This is a genomic window from Marinobacter sp. MMG032 (genome assembly GCF_040112695.1).
Taxonomy (GTDB): Bacteria; Pseudomonadota; Gammaproteobacteria; order Pseudomonadales; family Oleiphilaceae; genus Marinobacter; species Marinobacter salsuginis.
Map to the genome: position 1 here is coordinate 1,765,381 of NZ_CP157802.1, position 24,288 is coordinate 1,789,668.

25 protein-coding genes are annotated in these 24,288 nt (G+C 56.5%); 13 read left to right on the forward strand and 12 right to left on the reverse strand.

Annotated elements, in window-relative coordinates; genetic code table 11:
* Positions 1–7: 7 nt before the first annotated feature.
* From ABNF92_RS08150 to mobI, 4 genes are all read right to left on the reverse strand, one after another.
* The gene (locus ABNF92_RS08150) at positions 8–598 is read right to left on the reverse strand and encodes a DUF1788 domain-containing protein (protein WP_011784100.1); all 591 of its coding nucleotides are present in this window, start codon (positions 596–598) and stop codon (positions 8–10) included.
* A 17-nt stretch (positions 599–615) separates the two neighbouring features.
* Complete coding sequence (locus ABNF92_RS08155) at positions 616–1,230, reverse strand: DUF1819 family protein (protein ID WP_022988852.1); 615 nt, start codon at positions 1,228–1,230, stop codon at positions 616–618.
* Positions 1,227–1,436 carry a helix-turn-helix domain-containing protein gene (locus ABNF92_RS08160; protein ID WP_008174223.1) on the reverse strand — a complete coding sequence of 70 codons (210 nt, stop codon included), beginning with the start codon at positions 1,434–1,436 and terminating at the stop codon, positions 1,227–1,229. The genes ABNF92_RS08155 and ABNF92_RS08160 overlap by 4 nt, the downstream gene beginning before the upstream one ends.
* A 249-nt stretch (positions 1,437–1,685) precedes the next feature.
* Positions 1,686–2,288 (reverse strand): conjugative transfer protein MobI(A/C), encoded by a 603-nt coding sequence (gene mobI / locus ABNF92_RS08165; RefSeq protein ID WP_023011724.1) that lies wholly within the window; start codon positions 2,286–2,288, stop codon positions 1,686–1,688.
* 746 nt (positions 2,289–3,034) lie between these two features.
* Here mobI and ABNF92_RS08170 point away from each other — a divergent pair.
* From ABNF92_RS08170 to ABNF92_RS08180, 3 genes are read left to right on the forward strand one after another with little or no spacing between them, the layout of a single operon-like run.
* Complete coding sequence (locus tag ABNF92_RS08170; RefSeq protein ID WP_031209892.1) at positions 3,035–3,226, forward strand: helix-turn-helix domain-containing protein; 192 nt, start codon at positions 3,035–3,037, stop codon at positions 3,224–3,226.
* Between the two features lie 11 nt (positions 3,227–3,237).
* Complete coding sequence (locus ABNF92_RS08175) at positions 3,238–4,962, forward strand: DUF927 domain-containing protein (RefSeq protein WP_022987608.1); 1,725 nt, start codon at positions 3,238–3,240, stop codon at positions 4,960–4,962.
* Positions 4,955–5,197, forward strand: a complete 243-nt coding sequence (locus ABNF92_RS08180; protein ID WP_023008356.1) for an AlpA family phage regulatory protein — start codon at positions 4,955–4,957, stop codon at positions 5,195–5,197. Before ABNF92_RS08175 ends, ABNF92_RS08180 begins: the two co-directional genes overlap by 8 nt.
* Before the next feature lie 10 nt (positions 5,198–5,207).
* Here the strand turns inward: ABNF92_RS08180 and ABNF92_RS08185 are convergent, their stop codons facing one another.
* Both ABNF92_RS08185 and ABNF92_RS08190 read right to left on the reverse strand, forming a co-directional pair.
* Complete coding sequence (locus ABNF92_RS08185; protein ID WP_022987607.1) at positions 5,208–6,449, reverse strand: site-specific integrase; 1,242 nt, start codon at positions 6,447–6,449, stop codon at positions 5,208–5,210.
* A 185-nt stretch (positions 6,450–6,634) separates the two neighbouring features.
* Entirely contained in the window at positions 6,635–7,501 is an 867-nt protein-coding gene (locus ABNF92_RS08190) for a YicC/YloC family endoribonuclease (RefSeq protein WP_349343874.1), read from the reverse strand.
* A gap of 168 nt (positions 7,502–7,669) precedes the next feature.
* Here ABNF92_RS08190 and rph point away from each other — a divergent pair, with 168 nt between their 5' ends.
* A complete protein-coding gene (gene rph, locus ABNF92_RS08195; RefSeq protein ID WP_136630813.1) occupies positions 7,670–8,386 on the forward strand; it encodes a ribonuclease PH in 717 nt (238 codons plus the stop codon).
* A gap of 207 nt (positions 8,387–8,593) precedes the next feature.
* Here the strand turns inward: rph and ABNF92_RS08200 are convergent, their stop codons facing one another.
* Positions 8,594–9,400, reverse strand: coding sequence for an exodeoxyribonuclease III (locus tag ABNF92_RS08200; protein ID WP_209399032.1), 807 nt, complete (start codon positions 9,398–9,400; stop codon positions 8,594–8,596).
* An 81-nt stretch (positions 9,401–9,481) separates the two neighbouring features.
* Here ABNF92_RS08200 and pyrE point away from each other — a divergent pair, with 81 nt between their 5' ends.
* The gene (pyrE, locus tag ABNF92_RS08205) at positions 9,482–10,120 is read left to right on the forward strand and encodes an orotate phosphoribosyltransferase (RefSeq protein ID WP_069184776.1); all 639 of its coding nucleotides are present in this window, start codon (positions 9,482–9,484) and stop codon (positions 10,118–10,120) included.
* A gap of 3 nt (positions 10,121–10,123) precedes the next feature.
* On the forward strand, positions 10,124–10,777 hold the full coding sequence (locus ABNF92_RS08210) for a DUF4124 domain-containing protein (protein ID WP_349343875.1): 654 nt from the start codon (positions 10,124–10,126) through the stop codon (positions 10,775–10,777).
* Between the two features lie 96 nt (positions 10,778–10,873).
* Here ABNF92_RS08210 and ABNF92_RS08215 read toward each other — a convergent pair whose 3' ends face one another.
* Positions 10,874–11,296: a hypothetical protein gene (locus ABNF92_RS08215; protein WP_349343876.1), complete on the reverse strand. Its 423-nt coding sequence runs from the start codon at positions 11,294–11,296 to the stop codon at positions 10,874–10,876.
* Between the two features lie 455 nt (positions 11,297–11,751).
* On the opposite strand from ABNF92_RS08215, the gene ABNF92_RS08220 reads away from it, so the two are divergent.
* Positions 11,752–11,961 (forward strand): fibronectin type III domain-containing protein, encoded by a 210-nt coding sequence (locus ABNF92_RS08220; RefSeq protein ID WP_228290016.1) that lies wholly within the window; start codon positions 11,752–11,754, stop codon positions 11,959–11,961.
* A 7-nt stretch (positions 11,962–11,968) separates the two neighbouring features.
* On the opposite strand, the gene ABNF92_RS08225 is transcribed toward ABNF92_RS08220, so the two are convergent.
* Positions 11,969–12,307, reverse strand: coding sequence for a DUF2782 domain-containing protein (locus ABNF92_RS08225; protein ID WP_069184772.1), 339 nt, complete (start codon positions 12,305–12,307; stop codon positions 11,969–11,971).
* 87 nt (positions 12,308–12,394) lie between these two features.
* On the opposite strand from ABNF92_RS08225, the gene polA reads away from it, so the two are divergent.
* The gene (gene polA, locus ABNF92_RS08230; RefSeq protein ID WP_349343877.1) at positions 12,395–15,127 is read left to right on the forward strand and encodes a DNA polymerase I; all 2,733 of its coding nucleotides are present in this window, start codon (positions 12,395–12,397) and stop codon (positions 15,125–15,127) included.
* 232 nt (positions 15,128–15,359) lie between these two features.
* A complete protein-coding gene (locus ABNF92_RS08235) occupies positions 15,360–15,734 on the forward strand; it encodes a hypothetical protein (protein WP_069184770.1) in 375 nt (124 codons plus the stop codon).
* A gap of 36 nt (positions 15,735–15,770) precedes the next feature.
* Here ABNF92_RS08235 and ABNF92_RS08240 read toward each other — a convergent pair whose 3' ends face one another.
* From ABNF92_RS08240 to ABNF92_RS08250, 3 genes are all read right to left on the reverse strand, one after another.
* Complete coding sequence (locus tag ABNF92_RS08240) at positions 15,771–17,237, reverse strand: outer membrane protein transport protein (RefSeq protein WP_349343878.1); 1,467 nt, start codon at positions 17,235–17,237, stop codon at positions 15,771–15,773.
* 121 nt (positions 17,238–17,358) lie between these two features.
* The gene (locus ABNF92_RS08245) at positions 17,359–18,480 is read right to left on the reverse strand and encodes a PilT/PilU family type 4a pilus ATPase (RefSeq protein ID WP_069184769.1); all 1,122 of its coding nucleotides are present in this window, start codon (positions 18,478–18,480) and stop codon (positions 17,359–17,361) included.
* A 216-nt stretch (positions 18,481–18,696) separates the two neighbouring features.
* A complete protein-coding gene (locus ABNF92_RS08250) occupies positions 18,697–19,731 on the reverse strand; it encodes a type IV pilus twitching motility protein PilT (RefSeq protein ID WP_058091364.1) in 1,035 nt (344 codons plus the stop codon).
* A gap of 140 nt (positions 19,732–19,871) precedes the next feature.
* On the opposite strand from ABNF92_RS08250, the gene ABNF92_RS08255 reads away from it, so the two are divergent.
* The 4 genes from ABNF92_RS08255 to ABNF92_RS08270 all read left to right on the forward strand — a co-directional run bounded on the left by ABNF92_RS08255 (position 19,872) and on the right by ABNF92_RS08270 (position 24,286).
* Complete coding sequence (locus tag ABNF92_RS08255) at positions 19,872–20,576, forward strand: YggS family pyridoxal phosphate-dependent enzyme (RefSeq protein WP_153634884.1); 705 nt, start codon at positions 19,872–19,874, stop codon at positions 20,574–20,576.
* Between the two features lie 61 nt (positions 20,577–20,637).
* Entirely contained in the window at positions 20,638–21,471 is an 834-nt protein-coding gene (proC, locus tag ABNF92_RS08260) for a pyrroline-5-carboxylate reductase (protein ID WP_069184767.1), read from the forward strand.
* 22 nt (positions 21,472–21,493) lie between these two features.
* Positions 21,494–22,078 carry a YggT family protein gene (locus ABNF92_RS08265; RefSeq protein ID WP_064228405.1) on the forward strand — a complete coding sequence of 195 codons (585 nt, stop codon included), beginning with the start codon at positions 21,494–21,496 and terminating at the stop codon, positions 22,076–22,078.
* Between the two features lie 243 nt (positions 22,079–22,321).
* Positions 22,322–24,286 (forward strand): dynamin family protein, encoded by a 1,965-nt coding sequence (locus tag ABNF92_RS08270; protein WP_136630823.1) that lies wholly within the window; start codon positions 22,322–22,324, stop codon positions 24,284–24,286.
* The last annotated feature ends 2 nt before the right edge of the window (positions 24,287–24,288 follow it).

Consider the following 24,288-nt stretch of genomic DNA (forward strand, 5'->3'; position numbering starts at 1 on the left):
CGTCCGCTCAGGCTTCGTAATGAAAGATGTTGAACGCACGGTAGTACTTGTCGTCATGCAGCCTGCCGAACAGATCCAGCGATGCACCGGTTTCCAGCGAGTGGGTATAGGACCCCGGAAAGAACATCACCGTTGGCTGGTCTTTGGCGGTGCTCTGCAAGTTGTTGAGCACGTTATGGGAGCGTATGTAGGGGAAAACCTCGCCCACCCCTGAGAGAAACAGCACGTCAAACTCAACGGACTGGAGTTTTGCCGCAATAGCGGGCACCAAATGGGCTTCCGGGTCCAGCACTCCCTGTAGCAGTTCTTTCAGCTGATCCTTTGAGACCGTGGGCTCGAGCTCCAACACCTGCTCCCAGATGTCTCTTTCTTTCAAAATATCGACGGCCAGGTCGTACAGATTGATACTCAGGATCCGGATGCCCGCCTGCTCCAGCCGGTTAACCAACTGCCGCTGAAGACGCTCCATCTCGACCGCTTCTTCAGGCCGGTAGGGACAGATGAAGAAAGGCACTTCATTACCCAGTCCCTGTTTGTTCAGGAACCGCTGGCCGGAAACCACGCTAAACAGGTGCTGTAGTCGCTCCTGCATCGGCATTTTGGCAATGTCCTTTTTCAAGCTGACATCCCCCTGATATCGGATTCATAGACTGGGAAGTAGAAAAACTCGTCAGGATTGTTCTGACGCAGCAACTCAACCAGCCTGGGGCTGAGCAGAACTGCGTTTATGGTTTTGTCCTTAGCTAACAACCCTGCCTCCCGCAGCATTCTGAACAGGACCTGCCGCAATTTATCGCGCGTTGAGGCGCTGGCATTATCCAGTTCGTCATGCCATTCCGATTTACGGTTATAGAAGGCATCGAAATCCTCAAAACTGAGATCCAGCTTCATCGCGACAAACCGTTCGTGTAGCACTTCCACCGCAAAGTCCGCGATAAAGCGGTACAGGCGGCACACGGCAACCCACAGAAGGTGAGCCTGGTCCTGGTGGTTTGCCTCGGCCAGGAAAGTCAGTTCGCTTTCGGTCAACGTCTTCAGGCGTGCAATCGCCTCTCTACAGGTGCGCTTTGCCGTGCTTTCTGTTCTGGCCTGTAGCAGGTTGTCATGTAGAGCTTGAGTCCGCACATCTTCCCAGTCACGGAGCGACAGGTACAGCTCGGCCAACTTCACCGATTCGCGGTGATACAGGCTGCCGGACGTGAAGGAGATGCGATACCGGCCTTGGGTCATTCGGAACGCTCACCTTTGCTCGTCTCAGCGGCTCCACCGCCCTTGACCCACTCATCCACTTCGACTTTTTTGAACTTCCAAAATCGCCCCATGCGGTGGGCGGGCATTGCGTGCTTGTCGATCCAGCGGTACACGGTGTCATTGCTGACACCGAGGTGCTTGCCAATTTCGTCTACGGATAACCAGCGATCTTCCATCTCGGCCATGTTTTCGCTTCCTATGGGCGATGGTGTTGCCACCTTATCTGAGGCGGCACGGTCTCATGGGCGGAACAGCCCTACACTACATTGACTGATCAATATATAGAGGTACCACGCTGCATTCAACCGATTTGACCCGGATAGACCAGCAAAGAACGGCATATATAGCCACCTGAAATCTGGGCGATCCCATCAATAGCCCCACGCAATCAACACCTGCGGTGTGAGCGGCATGCCTTTTACCGCCAACAGCCCTCATCCCTCCTCGTTGGAGGGGCTTGAACTCCCGCTGGTCGCCTCCTTCAGTCCACCGAGGTGCTCCTCCAGATTTTTCAGGAGGCGCTCGCTTTTCCGCACGATTCGACAAAGCTCCGCCTGGTTGGCATTGAGCCTTCGCAACATTTCAAAACCGTCCTCAGTTTCCATGATGAGCGGTTTCTCCCAGTCCTGTGCCCGCGTGAAGGCCGGTTTGTGATAGCGGAACCGACCTTCTTTGCGGATGTACTCACTGAAAACTGATCGGCCCTCGCCACTCTTCTTCGGGATAAAGCGGTTGTAGTACCAGGACAATTCCAGTTTTCTTTTTCTGAGTCGAACGCGGCAGCCGAAGTGCCCGGGATAGCCGGGTGTCTTGTCGGTACGATGAGCCATGTTGTGGGACCAGAAGTGATCACAGAGCCGCTGCGCCAGATAGCGGTACCTTGCTTGCTCCACGTCCGCTTGCTGGTGAATCGCCGTCAGAAACTGACGGCATTGCGTTATGGCGGCTTTGATACCACGTTGGTGGTTCACATTTTGGGCTCGGCTGACCGCCTCCCACTCTTCGCAGATTTCCTGGTGAGTCATTCGTTTGCTCATGGCTGGCTCCTCGCTATGGATTTGCCAACAATCGTAATCCGTCGAGTGCTTTGAGCTGCCATGTGCTTTTGTCCTTTTTGGACACAAAGGCGGGGGCGGAGGCAGATTCCTTCCTCCAAGCCATGGGACCTTTCCAATTCCTGTCCACGTGACTACCTGATTTGGGACTTTGCCGCTGCGCTCCCACGCGCCATGAAATAGCTCGCATGGGCTGAAGGATCCGCGCTCCATTATTTATTTGGGACCCTGGCCTCCCACCTCAGTGAAAACACCGGTATCCGGTGGCTTGATGGAACCGGACTGACTGTCGTCGCTACGACAATTCCCGCTACTTCCTCGGGGCACTTACAAAGGGCTTGGAAGAGACCTTTTGGAGCCCCGTTGTGATATGGACATGCCCCGTAAAATAACAGGGCCTCGAAAAGGCTCTTTAAGAGGCTGTTTTGATCACGTCCAGCATTGACTTTCACATGTGAAAGTCAATGCGCATTACCGCTTCACAAAATGATGCCGTGATGGTGGCGGGTAACAGCGATTGCTTACATTTCGCCAGATTTTGCTCGTAAACCGATGAGGCTCCCATGAAAATCGCCTTAATGACAGAAGTTAACCTTTAATTTCATCTAGTTATAATTTTTTTCTCTTTGCGCCCAAAATGGCCAATTTCACGGTTCTGGTCCTGACTCCTGATTACTAATAATCACTCCTGCCGTTAATCAACGAACCAGGAGTAGATAATGAAACACATGTTTTCTAGCGAGACCAACGAGCGCTTGCTCACATACGAAGAAGTGTGCGCCGTCACTCAGCTATCGCAAGCCACGCTACGTCGATACGTCCGATCAGGTCGCTTCCCCGCCCCCATCAAGCCAAACCCGCAAGGTCGAGCCGTCAGGTTTCGGATCCAGGATGTTAGAAACTGGCTGGATCGGTTGTGACGGAGGGGCAAATGAAATTTCAATTGAGAGACTCTGGCCTGTACTGCTTCAGCTCTGATGAATGGCAAAGAGTTGGTGGATGGATTGAGGTTATTGCCAGAACCCGACTCTCCAACAAGAAGCACGGTCACGGTGCGCTGCTGCAGTGGAAAAATATGGACAACGTCCTGCTCCGCGAGGTGGTGTATGCGCGCAACCTGAACGGCGATAACGCCCGACAGATACGGGAGCTGCTCGTGGACAGCGGCTATCCGCTGGAGCCTGGCAATATCAGTTGGGCACGACTACAACGCTACCTGCTTGAGGAAATGGCAAAGGCGCCGCCGGCCACAACCGTCGACCGTACAGGTTGGCACGGCCCCATCTTCGCGACGAGTAGCTGGACGGCAGGTCAGGCGGATGAGCAGCACTACTTCGTCGGGCAGCTATCAACCTCCCCTCTACTTCAGGAAAACGGTTCTCTCCAGGATTGGCAAGCTCAAGTGGGGAAGCTGTGTGAGGGCAACCCGCTGGCGATGTTCAGCATTGGGGTAGCCCTTGCGGCACCACTGCTGAAGCATGCGGAGATTGAAAATGGGGCTTTTCACTTCGGCGGCAATAGCTCCAGCGGTAAAACGACACTACTGCAGGCGGCCGCGAGCGTGTGTGGTGCACCAACGTTTGTGCGGAACTGGGTATCGACTGCCAATGGCTTGGCAGCCGTGGCTGCTGAGCACAATGACATGTTGCTGGCATTGGATGAAATTGGCCTGGCGCGCCCGGAAGATGTCGATGTAGCGACGTATCATATAATGACCGGTGCCAGTAAGTTGCGTGCGAATATATCAGGGGACCTTACTGCACAAACGCACTGGCGAACTCTGGCTTTAAGTACCGGTGAGGTATGGCTATCGGAAGTATTTCAGGAAATAGGCAAGTCGGTTAAAGCCGGCCAAGAAACCCGACTTGTCGAGATTCCGATTTTTGGGAGGTTTGGAGCCTTTGACAAGTTGCATGGATTCAACAGTGCCCAAGAGTTCGTGGACACGTTGAAAAGCCGTACCGGGCACTACCACGGCACACTGTTCCGGCACTGGCTCGAGCGTCTTACAGAAGATGTGAATGACCTACCCAGCTACATCCAGAATGAGGTTGCCCGGTTGACGGAGCAATGGAAGACCCCTCATATGGCTTCGCAAGTCGTCCGAGTGATCAGGCGGTTCGCACTGATCACCGCTGCACTATGCCTGGCATGTCGGAACTATCTCCTCCCCTGGACGGAAGCGGAGTCGGTTCGAGCAGTACACCAAGTCGTTGGAGCCTGGCTTCGGAGCCGGGGTCACATCTTCAATTCGGAGGAGTACCGCCTGTTGGCCCGCCTTCGCGATGCTATTTACAAATGGAATCACCGTCTCGTTGACATAGAGCGGGGGGATTACGGAAGAGCAATTGGTCTGCGACGCAAAGTGGCCGGTGAGACGCAGTGGCTGATACCCAAAAATACTCTTATCAAGGAGCTTGGCCTTCGAAGTCGATACACCCGGGAAATTGAGCCGCTGATCCAGAGAGATTTCCTGGAAACCAATGAACAGAGCCGTGGCACCATGAAAATCAAGCTACGGGATCGATCGGAGCGTTTTTTCGCCCTGTGGCCTGATCGCATCAAGGCGTATTGGGAAGCGCTACCGGATGGAGATGGACTTTCCCAGTTTCCCACTTATCCCAGTGTTGATTCGGAGGTAACGGAGAATGAGTAACAAGACCTTCAGTCCGCCTTCGGAGGAGGTGCGCGCCAAGCTGCTGGCTCGTTCTGGACAGTGTGAGCGGCTGGTTCGGGAGTCGGACCGTCGAGCGATTACAGCCGTCAGCCGGACGCAGTGGTGGACCTTGGAACGAAAGCGAGTGGCTCCGGCACGACTCAAGCTGGGATGCAACTCAGTGGCCTGGCGCCTGTCGGATCTGTTGGCCTGGATTGAGCAACAAGGGGCCTGATCTGGCCCCTTTACCCTCCAGAGCTGACTTCACCTCTCACGATGGGCGCCAGCCACTCGCAGAGCGCCTCGTGAGCCGCTCTTCGCTCTTCAAAGTACGCATGCTTGTTATAAACCCGGTCCGTCCGGTTGCCGGGCAGTTGATTCAGGCAGCGCTGAGCCAGATTGTCATCAAAACCAAGCTTGCCCAGCTTCGTCCTGGCCGTGCCACGCAGATCGTGGACGCGGCGCTTGTCGAACGAAAAGAACTTTTTCTCAAAGAGTTTCTTGAGCGCATGGTTCAGCGTGTTTTCACACACAAACGGCGTCCGTGCTTTTTTACTGATCCTGCGAGCTGGAAATACCCACTCACTACCGCAGGAACGTACCTTCAGCTCATTCAGCCATTCCACGGCGGGCTCCGCCAACGGGATATCGATGGCCCTTCTCTTTTTGGTCCTTTCCTCGGGCAGGTACCAGATACGGTTCTCCAGATCGAATTCCGACCAAGGCGCTGCCAGCAGCTCCATTTTTCTCGTACAGGTCGCAATCAACAAAGCACAGGCCAGGTAGTTTTCACGGCTGAACTGCGCCGGAATCACCCGGAGTTTGGTGAAGAACTCGGTGACTTCGTCTTCATTCATTGGGTAGTTGGCGGCCTTCTCCTCCCCGCCGGCGTCCCTGGGACGGAATGGCGAGGCTGGATTGAACCTGGTGACGTCCAGTTTGATGCCATGATCAAACAGGTTCCTCAGCAGGCGCATCAAATCATTTGATAGGGTTGGGCGGGGCTTATTGTCGTCATAGCCAGTGGCCACGTCCCGCAGGATTTCACTGATATCCACTGGTCGGATCTTTTCAAGTTCCACCTTTCCGATGCGCCAGGCGACCTCACGCTCGTACAGGCTCTTCTCTTTATGGTGGGACGCGATTTCTCGTTTGCGAAGCTCGTAGTAGTCCGCGTACAGGTCATTGAGCGTTTTGAAGGGGTTTTGGTTGACCTTCTGCCGCTCCTGAACCGGGTCAGCACCCTCACGCTTGATCGCCAACCTCAGCTTCGCCGCCTCATCACGGGCGTCGGCCAATGACCAGTCGTCCACCTTGCCGATGGTGTATTCGCGCCGGAGCTTGGTAGCTGGGGTGGTATAGCGCAGCATCCAGTAGGCATCGCCGCGCTTCGGGGTCATGAGGTAGAGACCATTGCCATCGGCATGCCGCACGGATGGCTTCTCTTTGATCAGTTTCTTGACGGTCTTGTCGTGTAGCTTGCCCACTTTCCTGCCTTAAAAAAATTGGGGAGTACAATCTCGCCGATACAATATAGCGAGAAAATACTCCCCAATCTACTACCCATCACTACCCAAACTTGGCAGAACTTACACGAACATTATGAGCGTCAAAATTACATAACTATTTGATTTATAATGCCATCAAGAACAACGTCGAACCCCCAAGAACATCACTCAATATTCTGCACCTGCTCCCTCATCTGCTCGATGAGCACCTTGAGATCCACCGCAATGCGTGTGACGCCGGCATCGATGCTCTTGCTGCTCAGGGTATTGGCCTCCCGGTTCAGCTCCTGCATCAGGAAGTCGAGCCGCCGGCCTATAGCGTCGTCGCTTTTGAGGGTATCCGTCACCTCGCCAATATGCGCGTCTAACCGATCCAATTCTTCGGCAACATCGCTCTTCTGGGCCAGCATGACCATCTCCTGGGCCACCCGCTCGGCATCCAGCTCCACTTTGGCTTTTTCAAATCGCTCCCGAAGCGTTTTTTCCTGGGCATCCAGCAATTCCGGCATGCGTTTACGCACATCGGCGACAAGACTGCCCATGGTATTGAGGCGATCCTCGAACAGAGGCCGCAGGCGCTCCCCCTCACGCTCGCGCACCGAGGCCAGGTCGGACACGGTCTGTTCGAAGAGTCCTATAGCAGCCTCTTTTGCAGGGCTGTAATCGTGCTCCGGCACAGACAATACGCCCGGCCATCTGAGGATATCCAGGGCATTGATGTGGGCCGGATTATCCAGCATCCGGTTGATGTGGTTGGCCGCCTCATTCACCGCCTGGGCCATGTCTTCGCTGATCTCGAAGCTCTGGGACGCCTTCTCTGCAGACTGCAGGCGCATGGACACATCCACCTTGCCCCGTTTCAGCTGTTTTCTCAGCTCTTCCCGAAACCGGTTTTCCAGTTCCCTGAAAGCCTCCGGCAACCGGAATGAGGGCTCCAGATATCGATGGTTGACGGTCCGGATTTCACAGGTCAGCGTACCCCAGTCTCCCTGGACATCCTTGCGGGCAAATGCGGTCATACTTCGGATCATGTTGGCTCCGCTTCGATAGATAATGATAAACCCAGTCTAACAGGCTCTTAACAGCGTCGGCGAACCGGACAAAAGCCCAACACCAACGTGTTATACTGACCGGCCTTTTCGACAAACGTTCGACCGGGACACGCGCCCGGACATTCAATAATGATTTCAGGAAATACTATGCGTCCAAGCGGCAGAACGCCCGAGCAACCCAGAGATGTTCGAATCACCCGCAACTACACCCGTCATGCCGAAGGCTCGGTGCTGGTGGAATTCGGGGATACCAAAGTCATCTGCACCGCCTCCGTCGAAAACAAGGTTCCCCCATTTCTCAGGGGCGAAGGCAAGGGCTGGATCACCGCCGAATACGGCATGCTGCCCCGCTCCACGGGCAGCCGAATGGGTCGGGAGGCTGCCCGCGGCAAACAGGGTGGTCGCACCGTCGAAATCCAGCGCCTGATTGGTCGCTCCCTGCGTGCTGCGGTGGATCTGACCGCCCTTGGCGAACACTCCATTACCATCGATTGCGACGTCATCCAGGCCGATGGCGGCACCCGCACCGCGGCGATCACCGGCGGCTGCGTGGCGCTGGTGGACGCCCTGAACCACCTGGTCGCCGAGAAGCGCCTGAAGAAATCGCCCCTCAAGCAGATGGTCGCTGCACTCTCAGTCGGTGTTTACAAAGGCACGCCGGTGGTGGATCTGGACTATCCGGAAGATTCCGAAGCCGAGACTGATATGAATGTGATCATGACTGACCAGGGCGGCTTCATTGAAATCCAGGGAACAGCGGAAGGAGCTCCGTTCGACCAGTCAGAGCTGGACAGCATGCTGACTCTGGCCAAACAAGGTATCGAGCAGTTGTTTGAGATTCAAAAGGCTGCTTTGGAGGCCTGACGACTGCTGATTAAGCAGCCCGCGTGTCCGGAGGGGGAAACCTTTCCGGGACACGCTACTGTTCGAAAAACCTCACAAGCATGGGGCGCCTGCGTGGTGACGCTTTCCCAGACTGTTGAGGGCCATGGATGGCCCGATTCAAGCGCACATGGATGTGCTTGTAGCGTGTCTGGGAAAGCGTTGCCGCGCAGGCGCCTTCCTCAGAGCTTAGAAGCCGATTTCGATGTCGTAATCCATTATCACGGGGGCGTGATCGGAGAAGCGTGTTGAGTCGTCGATCCAGCCGTCCTCGATGGTCTTTCGAATCCCCGGTGTGAGTAGCTGGTAGTCCACACGGATGCCGGCATTCTTGCGGGAACCCTCGGCCTGCTCGGGCCACCAGGTGAACTGGTTGCTCTGCTTGTTGATCTCACGGAAACCGTCAACGCAGCCCATTTCATCGAACAGGCGATCCAGCCATGCACGCTCGTGGGGCAGAAAGCCGGAGAAATCCAGTTTGTGGTAAAGCGGGCTGGCATCGGTTACGTGATGGGCGGTCTGAAGGTTGGCGCAGAAGATGAACTGCCGACGCTTGCGCAGTGTTTTCTGCATGTGCAGGCCGAAGGACTCCATGAACTCGTCCTTGTGATCCAGCACCGTGAGGTCGTCCTCGCCGATCAGCTCTTCTTCTCGGCCAAGGGCGCAGGGCGCCAGCACGCAGGCGACAGACACCTTGTCAAAATCGGCCTGAATGAACCGGCCTTCGCGATCTGCCTGTTCATTGGCGAACCCGTACATGATGGCTTTCGGGAAATGGCGGGTGTAGATACCGACACCGCCATCCTCGTTTTTTTCACCATCGATGAAATAGGCTTCGTACCCTTCCGGAATCAGGTTGTAGTCTTCAATCTCGTAGGCGCGCATGCGGTGATCCTGGACACAGACCACGTCAGCGTCCTGCTCTGCCAGCCAGTCGAAAAAGCCTTTTTCAACAGCCTGGGCGAGGCCATTGACGCTGATTGATACTACCCGCATACGTGTTCCCTGATTCGGTTTGTGTGTATGATACCGTTTTTACGCGCTAATTAAAGATCAACACCCGCCAGAAGCCTTGTCATGCACGACTATCAGCAAACATTTATCGAATTTGCCATCCGCCGGAATGTACTACGCTTTGGTGAGTTCACGCTCAAGTCGGGCCGAACCAGCCCCTACTTCTTTAACGCCGGTCTGTTCAATACCGGGGACGACCTGCTTCAGTTAAGCAAGGCTTATGCCGCCGCGATAGCACGCAGCGGGCTGGATTATGACATTATTTTCGGCCCTGCCTATAAGGGCATTCCGTTGGCCACCGTTACCGCCATGGCCTTGGCTACAGACGGTAACAGCAAACCCTTTGCGTTTAACCGCAAGGAAAAGAAAGATCATGGAGAGGGCGGCAACATAGTTGGCGCACCGTTACAGGGCAAGGTACTGATTGTTGATGATGTAATCACTGCCGGAACAGCGATCCGGGAATCCATCGACATCATCCGGGCTGCCGGGGCCGAACCGGCAGGCGTGCTTATTGCCCTCGATCGTCAGGAAAAAGGTAATGGCGAACTGTCCGCCATCCAGGAAGTGGAAAAGGAATTCGGCATCCCGGTGGTGAGCATCATTCGTCTTGAGCAAGTGCTGGACTACCTCAAAGCCAACCCGGAGTTCGCCGGGCATGCCGAAAAGGTGGCCAGTTATCGGGATCGTTACGGAGTCTGATTGATGGCCAATCGTCTGACCGCAATATCTGTCAAAGCTACAGCATTGGCGCTTGCCCTGGGTTTCTCTGCCCAGGTCGCGGCCAATATGTACCGTTACACGGATGAAAACGGCCAGATCGTCATCAGCAGCACCATTCCCCAGGAAGCCACCAAACGTGGCTATGACATTTTGAGCAACAATGGCCGCGTCATTGAGACCATTCCGCCAGCGCCAACCGAGGAAGAGATTGCCGCCCGGGAAGCGGAAAAGCAGCGCCAGAAGGAAATCGCGGAGCAACGCGAGAAGGACCGCGCGCTACTGAAGCGCTTCAGCCATCCGGATCAGGCGGTAAAAGCCATGCATCGGAAAATCCGGGAGCTTGAGGGCCTGATACAGCTCAAGCGAGGCAACATTTCGGTGATATCCAGTCAGCTGGATAGCGAACAGAGCCGTGCCGCCAACATGGAGCGGGCCGGTCGCGAGATTCCCGAGGCCACGCTGGAAAAAATCCGGCGCCTGGAATCCCAGATACGGGATATTGAGCGGGAAATCACCTCACAAACCCAGGAAATCGAAGAGCTGCGCAAGGCCTTCGAGGCCGACATAGAGCGCCTGGAAGAGGTCACTGGCGAGGCGCGGACCGTACCACTCGATCACACCGAAACCGAAGACTGATTTTTTCTGGAACGCACCTGCATACAAAAAGGCCGCCGGGTAAAACCGGCGGCCTTTTTCATTTCACTCACCTGTCGGTGAGACGCTATCCGCAGCTCAGGCGGAAGCGGTGCTCTTCTTGGCAGTAGAAGTGGTTTTGCGCGCAGTGGTCTTGCGGGCAGCCGGCTTCTTCGGCTCAACTGATTTCTTGGCATCCCTGGCAGCGTCAGATACGTCTTCAGCGGCTTCTGCCACGGCATCCGCGCCTTCTGCGGCTTCTTTCTCCAGCTTGGCGACCAGGTCACCAGCGAAGCTGCCGAAACGACTGTTCAGGTTGCGAAGTTGCTCGAACAGGCTATCGCTGTAGCCGTTGTAGCGCTTGCGCAAGGTCTTCACGCTGTATTCACGCGCTTCGGACTCCAGCTTTTCTGCGTAGTCGAACGGCTTGGCAGCCAGTTTTTTCTGCTGCTCTTCAGCGGCATTGATGCCTTTGTCGACGATTTCCTGAAGCTGTTCCTGATAGGACTTGAGTTTACCCATGATGAATCTCCTTGGTTTCCTGAAGGTTTCAAGACCCTGTCGAAACCAGTGCAACGAGGGCCTTTCTTTAATCTCACAATCAAAGTTACGCCCTAAAATTAGAATGTTCATACTAAAAGCAGGAGGTGCACGGATAAGGGGTTTTACGGATTATTCACTTGATCCTGAAAACCGGACTGGCATAATGCCGGGCTGTTAAAGAAGCCCGTCTCCCCGTTTTATTCTGGCTCCATACGCTTTTCCCAAAATCAGGCCGATTTCCGGCACGTATGTGAGTAACGATGATCACCAGTAGACCACGACATCTGCCATTGGCCCGAATTCTTCTGCCCTTGTTGGCCACGCTTTTCCTTCTTGCTGGCTGCAGAGGAGATTCCCAAGGATCCGGATACTCGGCGACCGAGGGGAGAGAGCTAAGGTGGACGGCTCCGCTGACGCGCGAAGATGGCTCCTCATTGAAACCCGGAGAAATCGCCGAATTCAGAATTTACTACCGCCTGAGGCATCAGGAAAACTTCAAGGTAATCCGCATTGAAAGCCCCGCTACAACGAGTCTCTCTCTGGCGCAGATGGCTCCGGGCGCTTACGAGTTTGCAATTACCACCGTGGATATCGAGGGGCTGGAGAGCCGACGTTCATCGCCGGTCACCATCGACCTGATCTGATTGCGGTTTACCAGCGGAAAATCACCCAGCTGGGCACCAGCATGTCGGACTCGGTTTCCCGGATCCAGCCGCCACCGTCTGCCGGCACCAGGTAATACTCCGGGCCGGCCTCCGGCACGACCTTGATTTCCATGAGTTGGCCATTAACCCGGTATTCGTAGAACACTTCCTTTTCACCCGGCCGGATAACAATCTCCGGGCCCTCGCTCGCCGGCTGGTAATCCGAGATCACCACCGGCTCCTCGGGGGTTGCCACCGGTGTCTCATCCAGGGCGCCTTGCTCCTGCGCCAGGGCAGCCAGAGGCAGGCAGGCGAGCAACAAAGCCGGGCAGGCGATTCGTTTCATTTTCGTGATACCCTTTCGTCCATCGATTTCAGTACAGAGTTGCACAAGCCAACCCACGCTTCAATCAGATTCCGGACCTGTTTTGACATGACCAGCAAAAACACACCACCCGTGGTTCTTGTGGACGGATCGTCCTATCTTTTTCGCGCTTATCATGCACTTCCGCCACTGACCACAAGCAAGAACCATCCGACCGGTGCCATCAAGGGCGTTATCAGTATGATCCGACGCCTGGAGCAGGATTTCCCCGGCTCAAAAATGGTGGTGGTCTTCGACGCCAAGGGCAAGACCTTCCGGCACGACCTGTATGAAGAGTACAAGGCTAACCGGCCGCCCATGCCGGAGGATCTCGCCTGTCAGATCGAGCCCATTCACGAGATCGTCAAGGCCATGGGACTGCCGCTGCTGACAGTGACAGGCGTTGAGGCCGACGATGTGATCGGCACCCTTGCCAACGAAGCGACCAGCAAGGGCATTGATGTGGTGGTGTCTACCGGTGACAAGGACATGGCACAGCTGGTGAGTGATCACGTCACCCTGATCAATACCATGACCGAGACCCGGATGGATCGGGACGGCGTGGTGGAAAAATTCGGCGTGACCCCGGAGCAGATCGTGGATTACCTGGCCCTGGTCGGCGACAAGGTCGACAACATCCCCGGGGTGAACAAGTGTGGCCCGAAAACCGCGGTCAAATGGCTGCAAAGCTACGAAAACCTGGACAACGTCATCGAGCACGCGGACGAGATCAAGGGCAAGATCGGCGAATACCTGCGCGAGGCCACGGAAACACTACCCCTGAGTCGCGAACTGGCCACCATCCGCACGGACGTGGAACTGGATTTTGGCCTGGAAGACCTGAAGCTTCGGGAGCAGGATGACGAGCAGCTGCTCGAACTGTTCAAGGAATATGAGTTCCGCACCTGGATTGCCGAACTGGAGCAGGAAGAGACTTCATCCTCCGGCAACCCCCAATCCAGAGAAGACAAACCCGAACAAGAGGCCGGTAAAAAAGACTACAGCGTCATCACCGACCAGAAGGAGCTGGATCAATGGCTGGAGCGCCTGAAATCGGCCGATCTGTTTGCCTTCGACACGGAAACCACCAGTCTTCGCTATATTGACGCCGAAATTGTGGGTGTCTCCTTCGCGATCAACCCGGGCGAAGCCGCCTACGTTCCCCTGGGCCACGACTACATGGGCGCCCCCGAACAGCTGGATCGTGACCAGGTTCTCGACCAGCTCAAGCCGCTGCTGGAGGATCCTCAACTGGCCAAGGTCGGGCAGAACCTGAAATACGACAAGAACGTACTGGCTAACCACGGCATCACCCTGGAGGGCATTGCCGAGGACACTATGCTGGAATCCTACGTTCTGAACTCTGTCGCTACCCGCCACGACATGGACAGCCTCGCCATGCACTACCTCGGCGAGAAGACCATCAGCTTCGAATCCATCGCTGGCAAAGGCGCCAAACAGCTCACGTTCAACCAGATCGAGCTGGAAAAAGCCGCTCCCTACGCCGCCGAGGATGCAGACATAACCCTGCGCCTGCACCAGACCCTGAGGCCACAGCTGAAAGCCACCGGGAAACTGGCTTCGGTGTATGAAGAAATCGATCTGCCACTGGTCCCGGTGCTCTCGCGCATGGAGCAGAGAGGCACCCTGATCAGCGCCAGTACGCTGCGCCAGCACAGCCAGGAACTGGCCGAGCGCATGGCGGAACTGGAAAAAGAGGCTCACGATGTTGCCGGCGAGACCTTCAATCTGGGCTCCACCAAACAGTTGCAGGCAATCTTCTACGACAAGATGGGACTCCCGGTCATCAAGAAAACCCCCAAGGGCGCACCATCAACGGCGGAACCGGTGCTGCAGGAACTGGCCCACGAGCATGAGCTGCCGCGCCTGATTCTTGAGCACCGCAGCCTGAGCAAGCTGAAGTCCACCTACACCGACACCCTGCCGGAATTGATTCACCACCGCACCGGCCGTGTTCACACCTCCTACCATCAGGCTGTCACCGCCACCGGCCGATTGTCGTCTTCCGAGCCCAACCTGCAGAACATACCCATTCGCAGCGAGCAGGGACGCCGAATACGGCAGGCCTTTATCGCGCCTGAGGGTTACAAACTGGTGGCGGCCGATTATTCCCAGATCGAGCTGCGGATCATGGCCCACCTCTCCGGCGACAAGGGGCTGCTGAAGGCCTTTGAAAAAGGGGAAGACATCCACAAGGCGACAGCCTCGGAAGTCTTCGGCGTCAGCCTGGAGGAAGTATCCTCAGATCAGCGGCGCAGTGCGAAGGCCATCAACTTCGGCCTGATCTATGGCATGTCGGCCTTTGGGCTGTCCCGGCAACTGGACGTTGAGCGCAAGGTCGCCCAGCAGTACATCGACCGCTATTTCGAGCGCTACCCCGGCGTCCTGAAATACATGGACAACATCCGCAAGCAGGCTCATGACGACGGTTTCGTCGAGACGCTCTTTGGCCGGCGCCTGTACCTGCCTGAAATCAACGCCCGCAACAAACAGCTACAGCAGGCAGCCGAGCGAACGGCGATCAACGCGCCCATGCAGGGCACAGCCGCGGACATCATCAAACGGGCCATGGTGGATGTGGAGAACTGGCTACTCAAGGATCACGCGGATGAGGCCCGCATGACCATGCAGGTTCACGATGAATTGATTCTGGAAGTGAAGGAGTCAGCCCTCGACAAAATCCGTTCGGGACTCGAGAAGCGCATGTCGGCAGCAGCCGAACTGGACGTTCCCCTGCTGGTGGAAGCCGGCGCCGGTGACAACTGGGACGAAGCACACTGATTCGCCCCAGAACAGGGCATGGAAGCCAAAAACGCACCGAAATCAACCGCAGTACCACCCCCCGAATCTGCCTGTGAGTCTCCGGACTCCACGGCAGGCCGTGGACACGCCTTCTCTTCGGAATCGACACCGTCACGGCACGAAATTCGCTACTTGAGTAGAGTCGGCGCCCTGCCCCACCACATTATCCGGGCAGCGCCATGTTGTGACATCCATCTCCGAGGCTCAAACCATGACTTCTCTGGCATCTGAACGTAGCTGGCTGCTGGACCCCAGCGTGCTGAAACTGGTTCACCAGTGCCGCCGCCTGATTCACACGGAATTCGGCGTGAAACTGCACCTCACGGAAGAGCACCTGGAACAACAACTGGCCGATTACGCGCGAAAAACCCGCTCAAGCCAGCTGACCCGTACCTGGGAAACTCTCAAGGAACAGGTTCCACAGCTGAACATCGAACCCGAGGAGGAAGATGACGGCTTCAAACGTAACTATCGGGGTCAGGTGATAGCGGATGCCCCATCGGCATCGGCGGACGACCAGGAGGAAGGGAAGCTGGACCCGCCACGGAAGAAGAAGGTGATTTACCGGGGACAGGTTATTGGCTGACCAGCCCTTGGGCTGGCCAACCAGATTCACGAGAGATCAGAAGGACTTGCTTACCTCAATGGACGCACTCCAGGCACTAAGCTCATATTTACCTTTGAAATAGCTCGGGTCTTCGACACCCGGCGCCAGATCGGCTACCTCATCCGGATTACTGTGCTGGTAGTTGCGTTCTGTAAACGCTGGATCATCCGTAAAAAGCAGTGTTCCTACTGCCGCGTCAAGCGTCCAGCCACTCTGGGCATCCTTCCACTGAGCACCTAATGTCAGCCAATGCCGATCGCTGGACGGGATACGTGCGGTAAGATACTCGTCGACAGGCGACTCGTCCCAGGCATAGCCTGCTTTTAGAGCCCATTCCGGCGTTGCCTGCCAAATCCCACCAAGATTGAATTGCCAGGTATTTTGCCACTTTTCAGTCACATGACTGAGAATGGCGCCCTCCTGTGGTGCCGCTGTAATCTGACCATTCGCTTCTCTACTGACAATGTCTAATTCCTCGAAACGACTCCATTTAGCGTAAGTCGCACCTGCAAGAAGCGTTACTTGATTGGAAAGATTATGCCGAATGCCAAAGGTTGCACTCTCTGGAATAGCTAGCGGAACCCTGACTTTTTCCGACAGTGTCGTGGTCTGACCAGGCACTCCGGGAACTGGGAAGTCGGAAATCGTCGCATTGCCTTTCAAATCAAGTTCGGTTCCAGTCTGGGCACTCAACCCAATTTGGGTCTTATCCGAGAGCTCATACAGGAAACCAACTCTGAACGTCGCTCCGATATCATCACCCTCAATGTCGGCGTAAGGATCCTGATATCCACTCACTGCTTGTCGTGCTGCCCGATCAGCCTGTGCGGGACTTGCGCCTTGGCCAATGGCTGCAGCAAAAGCATTTGGGTAAACCTGGGCCGCCAAGTCCTGATAACGGGTCAGGCGCCCCTCTGCATAAATAAGGTTGATGCCCGCACCCATTGAAAGGCCATTCCCATTATTTACCGAGATTGACGGGGTGAAGGCAATGGCTGTCAATTCGGTTTCGTCAGCAAAAAAACGTCCGACAAAGTCATCGTCGTAGTCCGCAGCCAGGCCATACGGCGCATGGATGCCAAACCCCACGTCTATGGATTCATTGACTTCGTGAGTCATGTAAAAATTCGGCAAAACGGCTGGACCAGCAATATCACCGCCCAGCGAGCCATCGGCCATAATCGGACTCTGACCCGGCAGATTGCGGCGCGCTTCAGCTTCCTTGGCCTCGGCATCAATATCCAGAACCGCCGCACCAAAAGAAATATTGGTGCCGGACAGTTGGCTCATCCCGGCGGGATTGAACAAAACCGTGGTCGCGTTCTCGGGATTGGCAGCGGCACCGGCATTGGCGGTGCCCATCGCGCTGGCGCTCTGTTCATTGAGGGAAAAACCGCCTGCGAGAGTGCTGGCGGGTGCGGCGAGCGCCGCAAGGGTGGCAAAACGTACGGCTCGTGCAAGCATTGAAGATCTGTGGTGCATGGTATCTCCTTATTGAATCGCGCGGAGTATACGCACCACCCCTTACTGGCCTCAAATGCCATCCCTAACGGTTCAGGAGCCTACCTTTCTACAACTAAAGTCTAAAAAGAGTTTGACCGTATCAGTCGTCCTGTATTGAGAGCTTGTCCACAGAGGAAGACAGCTTGTCCGCCCCCTGAGCGTCGGCACCCAGTTTGATCATCAGGCGCAGGTCGTTGGCAGAGTCGGCATGGGCCAGGGCATCTTCGTAGGTAATGGAGCCCTCTGCGTACAACTGATACAGGGCCTGGTCAAAGGTCTGCATGCCAGACTCGTTGGATTTCGACATCAGCTCCTTCAGACGATGCACCTCGCCCTTCCGAATCAGATCCGCCACCAGCGGGGTATTGATCAGCACTTCGATAACCGCTTTACGTCCCTTGCCATCCGGTGTTGGCACCAGTTGCTGGGCCACAATGGCCTTGAGGTTCAGGGACAGGTCCATCCAGATCTGGTTGTGCTGTTCCGGAGGGAAGAACTGGATAATCCGGTCCAGCGCCTGGTTGGCGTTGTTGGCGTGCAGGGTGGCCAGACACAGGTGACCGGTCTCGGCGAACTGCACGGAATACTCCATGGTCTGCCGGGTCCGCACCTCGCCGATCAGGATAACGTCGGGCGCCTGACGCAGCGTGTTCTTCAGGGCCACCTCGAAGCTCTCGGTATCGATACCCACCTCACGCTGGGTGACGATACAGCCCTGGTGCTGGTGCACGAATTCGATCGGGTCTTCGATGGAAATGATGTGGCCCCGGCTGTTGCGATTCCGGTGCCCCAGCATGGCCGCCAGGGACGTGGACTTACCGGTACCGGTGGCGCCCACGAACATGATCAGGCCACGCTTGGTCATGGCGAGTTCCTTGATAACCTCCGGCAGCGACAGGTCGTCAATCTGCGGAATCTTCACCTCGATCCGACGCAGCACCATGCCACAGAGGTTGCGCTGGAAGAACGCAGACACCCGGAACCGGCCAATGCCCCGGGCACTGATGGCAAAGTTGCACTCGTGGGTTTCCTCAAACTCGGCGCGCTGCTTGTCGTTCATGGCGCCGTAGACAAACTCCCTCGTCTGCTCCGGCGTCAGCGCGTTCTTGGTGACCGGGAGCACTTTCCCGTTCACCTTCATGCTTGGGGGAACGCCCGCCGTAATAAACAGGTCCGAGCCGCCCTTTTCCACCATCAGCCGTAACAGTTTTTCGAATTCCATTTTTTGTACCCAATCTTCATCGTTTGGTGCTTGGGTGGGGCGGGTTCCGCTTCCCGGGACACGCTGTGAATACGTCCATGTACGCTTGACTGCAGCATCCATGCTGCAGACAATCCCGGGAAGCGGAACCCGCCCCACCCGTCAAACTGTATTCGGGGAGTCTCATGAATTCCCCGTCTGCTCCTGGCACCAACGACACGGCCGGGAGCAATCCAATTAAAAGTTATCAGGCATCTTCGCCTTGGCCCGCGCTGCTTCACGGGAAATAAGGCCCTTCTGCAGCAGCCGCTCCAGGCACTGGTCGAGGGTCTGCATACCCAGAGAACCGCCGGTCTGGATCGACGAATACATCTGGGCGATCTTGTCTTCCCGGATCAGGTTCCGGATCGCCGAGGTGCCAATCATGATCTCGTGAGCTGCAATCCGACCGCCGCCCATTTTCTTCATCAGGGTCTGGGAGATAACCGCCTGCAGGGATTCGGACAGCATCGACCGAACCATGGACTTTTCCTCCGCCGGGAACACGTCGACCACACGGTCGATGGTCTTGGCAGCGGAGGTGGTGTGCAGGGTGCCGAATACGAGGTGGCCGGTTTCCGCGGCCGTCAGTGCCAGGCGGATGGTTTCCAGATCCCGAAGCTCACCAACCAGAATGATGTCGGGGTCTTCCCGCAGGGCTGAACGCAGTGCTTCGTTGAAGCCGAGGGTATCCCTGTGAACTTCCCGCTGGTTGACCAGGCACTTCTTGGAGTCGTGCACGAATTCGATGGGGTCCTCGATGGTGAGGATGTGCTCGTACCGGGTGTCGTTGATGTAGTCCATCATCGCCGCAAGGGTGGTGGACTTACCGGAACCCGTAGGGCCGGTTACCAGAACCAGGCCGCGAGGCACCGACGAAATATCCTTGAACACCTGCCCCATACCCAGGTCTTCCATGGTCAACACCTTGGAAGGGATGGTCCGGAACACGGCACCGGCGCCACGATTCTGGTTAAAGGCGTTAACACGGAAACGGGCAACACCGGGCACTTCGAAGGAAAAGTCGGTTTCCAGGAATTCCTCGTAGTCCTTGCGCTGCTTGTCGTTCATGATGTCGTAGATCAGCCCGTGGACCTCTTTGTGCTCCATGGGCGGCAGATTGATGCGACGCACATCACCATCAACACGAATCATAGGGGGGAGGCCGGCAGAGAGGTGCAAGTCAGACGCGCCCTGTTTCGCCGAAAAGGCAAGCAGTTCAGTAATATCCATAGGAATCCTCGGAAGGCTTTTTCTTTTATCCTGGTAGCTTCCGCCCGGCGGGGCCCCGGCGCGGTTCACTTGGCATTTCAGTGACCTGCGGGTAACGTGTCACCGTACAAGTGACAGACCGAGCGTGGCAATCTCACACTATGAGCAGCATAGCAGACAACATCGGGAGCGTAACCCGACGCATACAAAAAGCAACATTGCAGGCTGGGCGCGAGCCGGGGGCTGTGCATTTGCTCGCCGTAAGTAAAACCCGACCGCCGGAAGATCTGCGGGAAGCCTTCGCGGCCGGTCAGCATGCCTTTGGGGAGAACTACCTGCAGGAAGCCCTGGAAAAGATCGAGGCGCTGTCTGACCTTAATGGCCTGGAGTGGCATTTCATCGGCCCGATCCAGTCCAACAAAACCCGGCAGATGGCTTCTGCCTTCAGTTGGGTGCACAGCGTCGACCGCCTCAAGATTGCCCGTCGCCTCAGCGAACAGCGTGACCCTGCACTGCCACCATTGAATATCTGCCTTCAGGTCAATATTAATGAAGAGGACAGCAAATCCGGGTGCACGCTTGGGGAGTTGCCGGACCTGGTGGCTGAGATCGGCGAACTGCCAAACCTTACATTGAGAGGGTTGATGGCCATTCCGGATCCGGATCAGCCCGAATCCGGGTTGAGAGCCAGCTTTCGGAAGCTGGCCAATACCCTGAAGCAACTGAGGGCAGATCATCCCGACGCCGGGCCGCTTGACACGCTGTCCATGGGAATGTCCGGCGACCTGGAAGTTGCTATTGCGGAGGGCGCCACCTGGGTACGGGTCGGCACCGCACTTTTCGGCCAACGCCCAGTAAAGCGCTGAATCTGCCGGTTCCTGCTATGATCAGGGCCGGACGTTAAAACGATCAACCGGGGAGTTAACCTTGAGCACATCACCAACCATTTCTTTTATTGGTGCCGGCAACATGGCCAGCGCCATCATTGGCGGTATGCTGGATAACGGCTATCAGGCCGGCAATATCTGGGTGAGCGCGCCGGATGACGCGCACCTTCAAACAATCCGCAAGCGCTTCGGCGTGAGCGTAACGACAGACAACCGCTACTGCGCCCAGCAGGCTGACATGGTGGTTCTCGCGGTAAAACCTCAGGTAATGGCGGATGTCTGTCGCGATATCGCGCCGGTCGTTCAGAATACCCGCCCCCTCATGGTATCCATTGCCGCCGGACTGACAGCTGACACACTGGACGGCTGGCTGGGAGGCGGGCTGCCGTTGGTCCGTGTCATGCCCAACACACCCTCCCTCGTTGGCAAAGGGGCCGCGGGCCTGTTCGCCAACGCAGAGGTGAAAGACAAACAGAAGAAAATGGTGGAATCGGTGTTCGAAAGCATCGGTTCAGCGCTCTGGGTTGAGGACGAGAACCTGCTCCATGCGGTTACCGCCCTCTCCGGCAGCGGCCCGGCCTATTTTTTCCTGATGCTCGAGGCGCTTGAAGAGACTGCCACCGAAGCAGGCATTGCTGCCGGAACCGCGCGAGAACTGGCCATCCAGACCATGGCAGGAGCCGCCGAAATGGCCGCGAGAAGCGAGCACGACCCGGGCCAGCTCAAGCGCAACGTGATGTCTCCTGGCGGAACGACCGAGCAGGCCATCAATACCTTTGAGGAAGGTGGGATGCGCGAGCTGGTATCCAAAGCCTACAAAGCGGCGTTCAAACGCTCGGAAGAAATGGCCAAAGAACTGGCAGGCAAACAGTAACCGATAACGGAGACACGGCTTCATGCTGGCAGACATTCTGATTACCATCCTGCTGATCGCATCCACCTTCTACATGACCATTGTGCTGCTCCGGTTCCTGCTGCAACTGGCCCGGGCAGACTTCTATAACCCGATCTCCCAGTTCGTGGTCAAGGCCACCAATCCGCCGCTGCGTCCGCTGCGCCGCTTCATTCCCGGCTGGGGCGGCGTGGATGGCGCTTCGCTGGTGCTTGCGGTCATCATCCAGGGCATCACTTTCTTCCTGATACTGGTTGCCCTGAATGGCGGCATCCCCGCCGTGAATCCGATCACTCTGCTCGTATGGGCCGTGCTGAACGTTCTTGACCTGATCGTAAAGATCTACTTCTGGTCAGTGATTGCGGTGGTGGTCGTCAGCTGGATAGCTCCCGGCAGCGGCCACCCCGCGATTCAGCTGGTTGCCCAGATCACGGAACCGGTGATGCGCCCAGTGCGCAATATCATGCCCTCTATGGGCGGTCTGGACCTGTCACCCATTATTGTGTTCCTGATTCTGAACGTAATTTCGGTGGTGATTGAGCATATGAAAATGGCCGCAGGCCTTGGCTCTATCGGGCTGGGTATGTAAACCCCGTCTCAAATATACACTTTGTAACACTTAGCCACGAAATCCATAATCTCCGGACTGCAAAATCAACTCATTGATTTTGCAGTCTTTTTTTTCAAAAATCTCCGACCTCCTCCGATCCTCTCCGTGCCGCTCTGCCGCAAACATAGATAGAACAGGATAGTATTAACGGTAATTAATCCGTCACCCGTGAGCACCCCGTTTGAACCGGGATACCCGGAAGTCGCGCAGAAGGAAAATCCGATGAACCAACAGGGAACTCTGTCGCAGCAGGTAGAGGCTTATCACAACTGGAAAAAAGAGCTGATCCGACAGATCGGCCGATACCGGTTGTGGCTGCAGGATAACAATCTGTTTTCCGACGATGTCAGCACCCGCATTCGCCATGGACTGGAACTGCTGATTGAGGATGAGCTTACCATTGCCTTTGTCGGCGAGTACTCCCGCGGGAAAACCGAGCTGATCAACGCCCTGTTCTTCTCGGAATATGGCCAGCGCATGCTGCCTTCGCAGGCAGGGCGTACGACCATGTGCCCCACCGAGCTGTTTTTTGATCGCAGCGCCAACGAGAACTACCTGCTCCTGCTGCCCATTGAAACCCGAAACGGAGACCTGTCCCTGCAGCAACTACGCAAACAGCCGGAACGGTGGGTAAAGCATGAGCTTGATGAGCGTGACCCGGAAATCATGCGGGAAGTGCTGGCCGAAGTTGCCCGGGTGAAAAGCGTATCACCGGATGAAGCCCGGAAACTGGGCTTCGACGAGGATATGCTGGAGCACGACCGCAACAACCCCGGCAACGTCCTCGTGCCGGCCTGGCGTAATGCCCAGATCAGTATCCGTCACCCTCTGTTCGAACGCGGTTTGCGCATCCTCGACACTCCGGGCCTGAATGCCCTGGGTTCAGAGCCGGAACTGACCATCAGCATGCTGCCCCGGGCCCATGCGGTCATCTTTGTGCTCAGCGCCGACACCGGTGTGACCGCCAGCGATATGACCATCTGGAAGGAGCATATCGACACTCAACACGCCGATCACCGCGCCGGTCGTTTTGCCGTCCTGAACAAGATCGATGTGCTCTGGGACGACCTGCAGGGTGAACGCCACACCAACGAGGCAATCGAGCGGGTGCGTGGCTACACCGCCGATCACCTCGGCATGCGGCAGCATGATGTTATCCCCGTTTCCGCCAAACAGGGTCTGGTGGCCAGGGTCAGGAAAGACAGCGACCTGTTTGACCGATCCAATATCGGCCAGCTTGAGCAACTGATTATCCAGCGCATCCTGATGCACAAGGAACAGTTGATCACCCAGAGCCTGATCAACGACCTCCTGGGCATGCTCCAGAACAGCCAGGCAGCGATGCAGTACCGGCTGGAATCCCTGGAGGAAGAACTCCAGGCGTGCGCAGGCGTTACCATGGACAAGGCAGCGCTGGGCCGGCTGGCAGAGCGCGCCCAGAAAGACTACGACTTTTATTACAAGAAGCTGATTACACTGCGCTCCAGCCGGCGCCTGATGGACTCCCAGGGTGACTTGCTGAAGAAACTGGTCAGCGAAGACCGTTTCGAAGAACATGCTGAACGTGTCCGCACCAGTATGTCGAAAAGCTGGACCACCGCCGGCATGAACCGCGCCATGGACCAGTTCTTCGAATTGCTTGAAAGCGACCTGACAAACCTGTTGAGCGAAGGGCACCTGGCCGAGAAGATGGTTGGCGCCATTTACCGTCGCTACAACGAGGACAACCGGGCCCGTCATCTCGAGCCCATCCCGCTCCGCGCAGGGCGCCACGTCATCGCCATTCGTGAATTGCGCAAGAAGGCCCGACGCTTCCGTATCAGCCCGAAGAACCTTCTGACCGAACAGTCGGTTCTGGTTCGCCGTTTCTTCAACGTCATGGTGGGGGAAGCCCGCACCCTGCACGCTCGCGTTCGCCACGACGTTGAACGCTGGCCGTCAGAGGCACTCTTGCCGATCATGCAGTACTCCATGGAGCAGAAACAGCTGCTGGAGCACCAGATCCGGCGCCTTCGCGACATGGTGCGCAATGACCGGGACAGCCGAACCGAGCGCCAGCGCCTCACCAACACCATTGCTGATCTGCGCAAACAGCTGGAACTGGCCGATGCCATGCAGCGCCAGATCCGCAAACCGGCCCCTACCCTGATCCAGCAAAAAGTGGTGAATATCTCCGGGGCCGTCTGAGC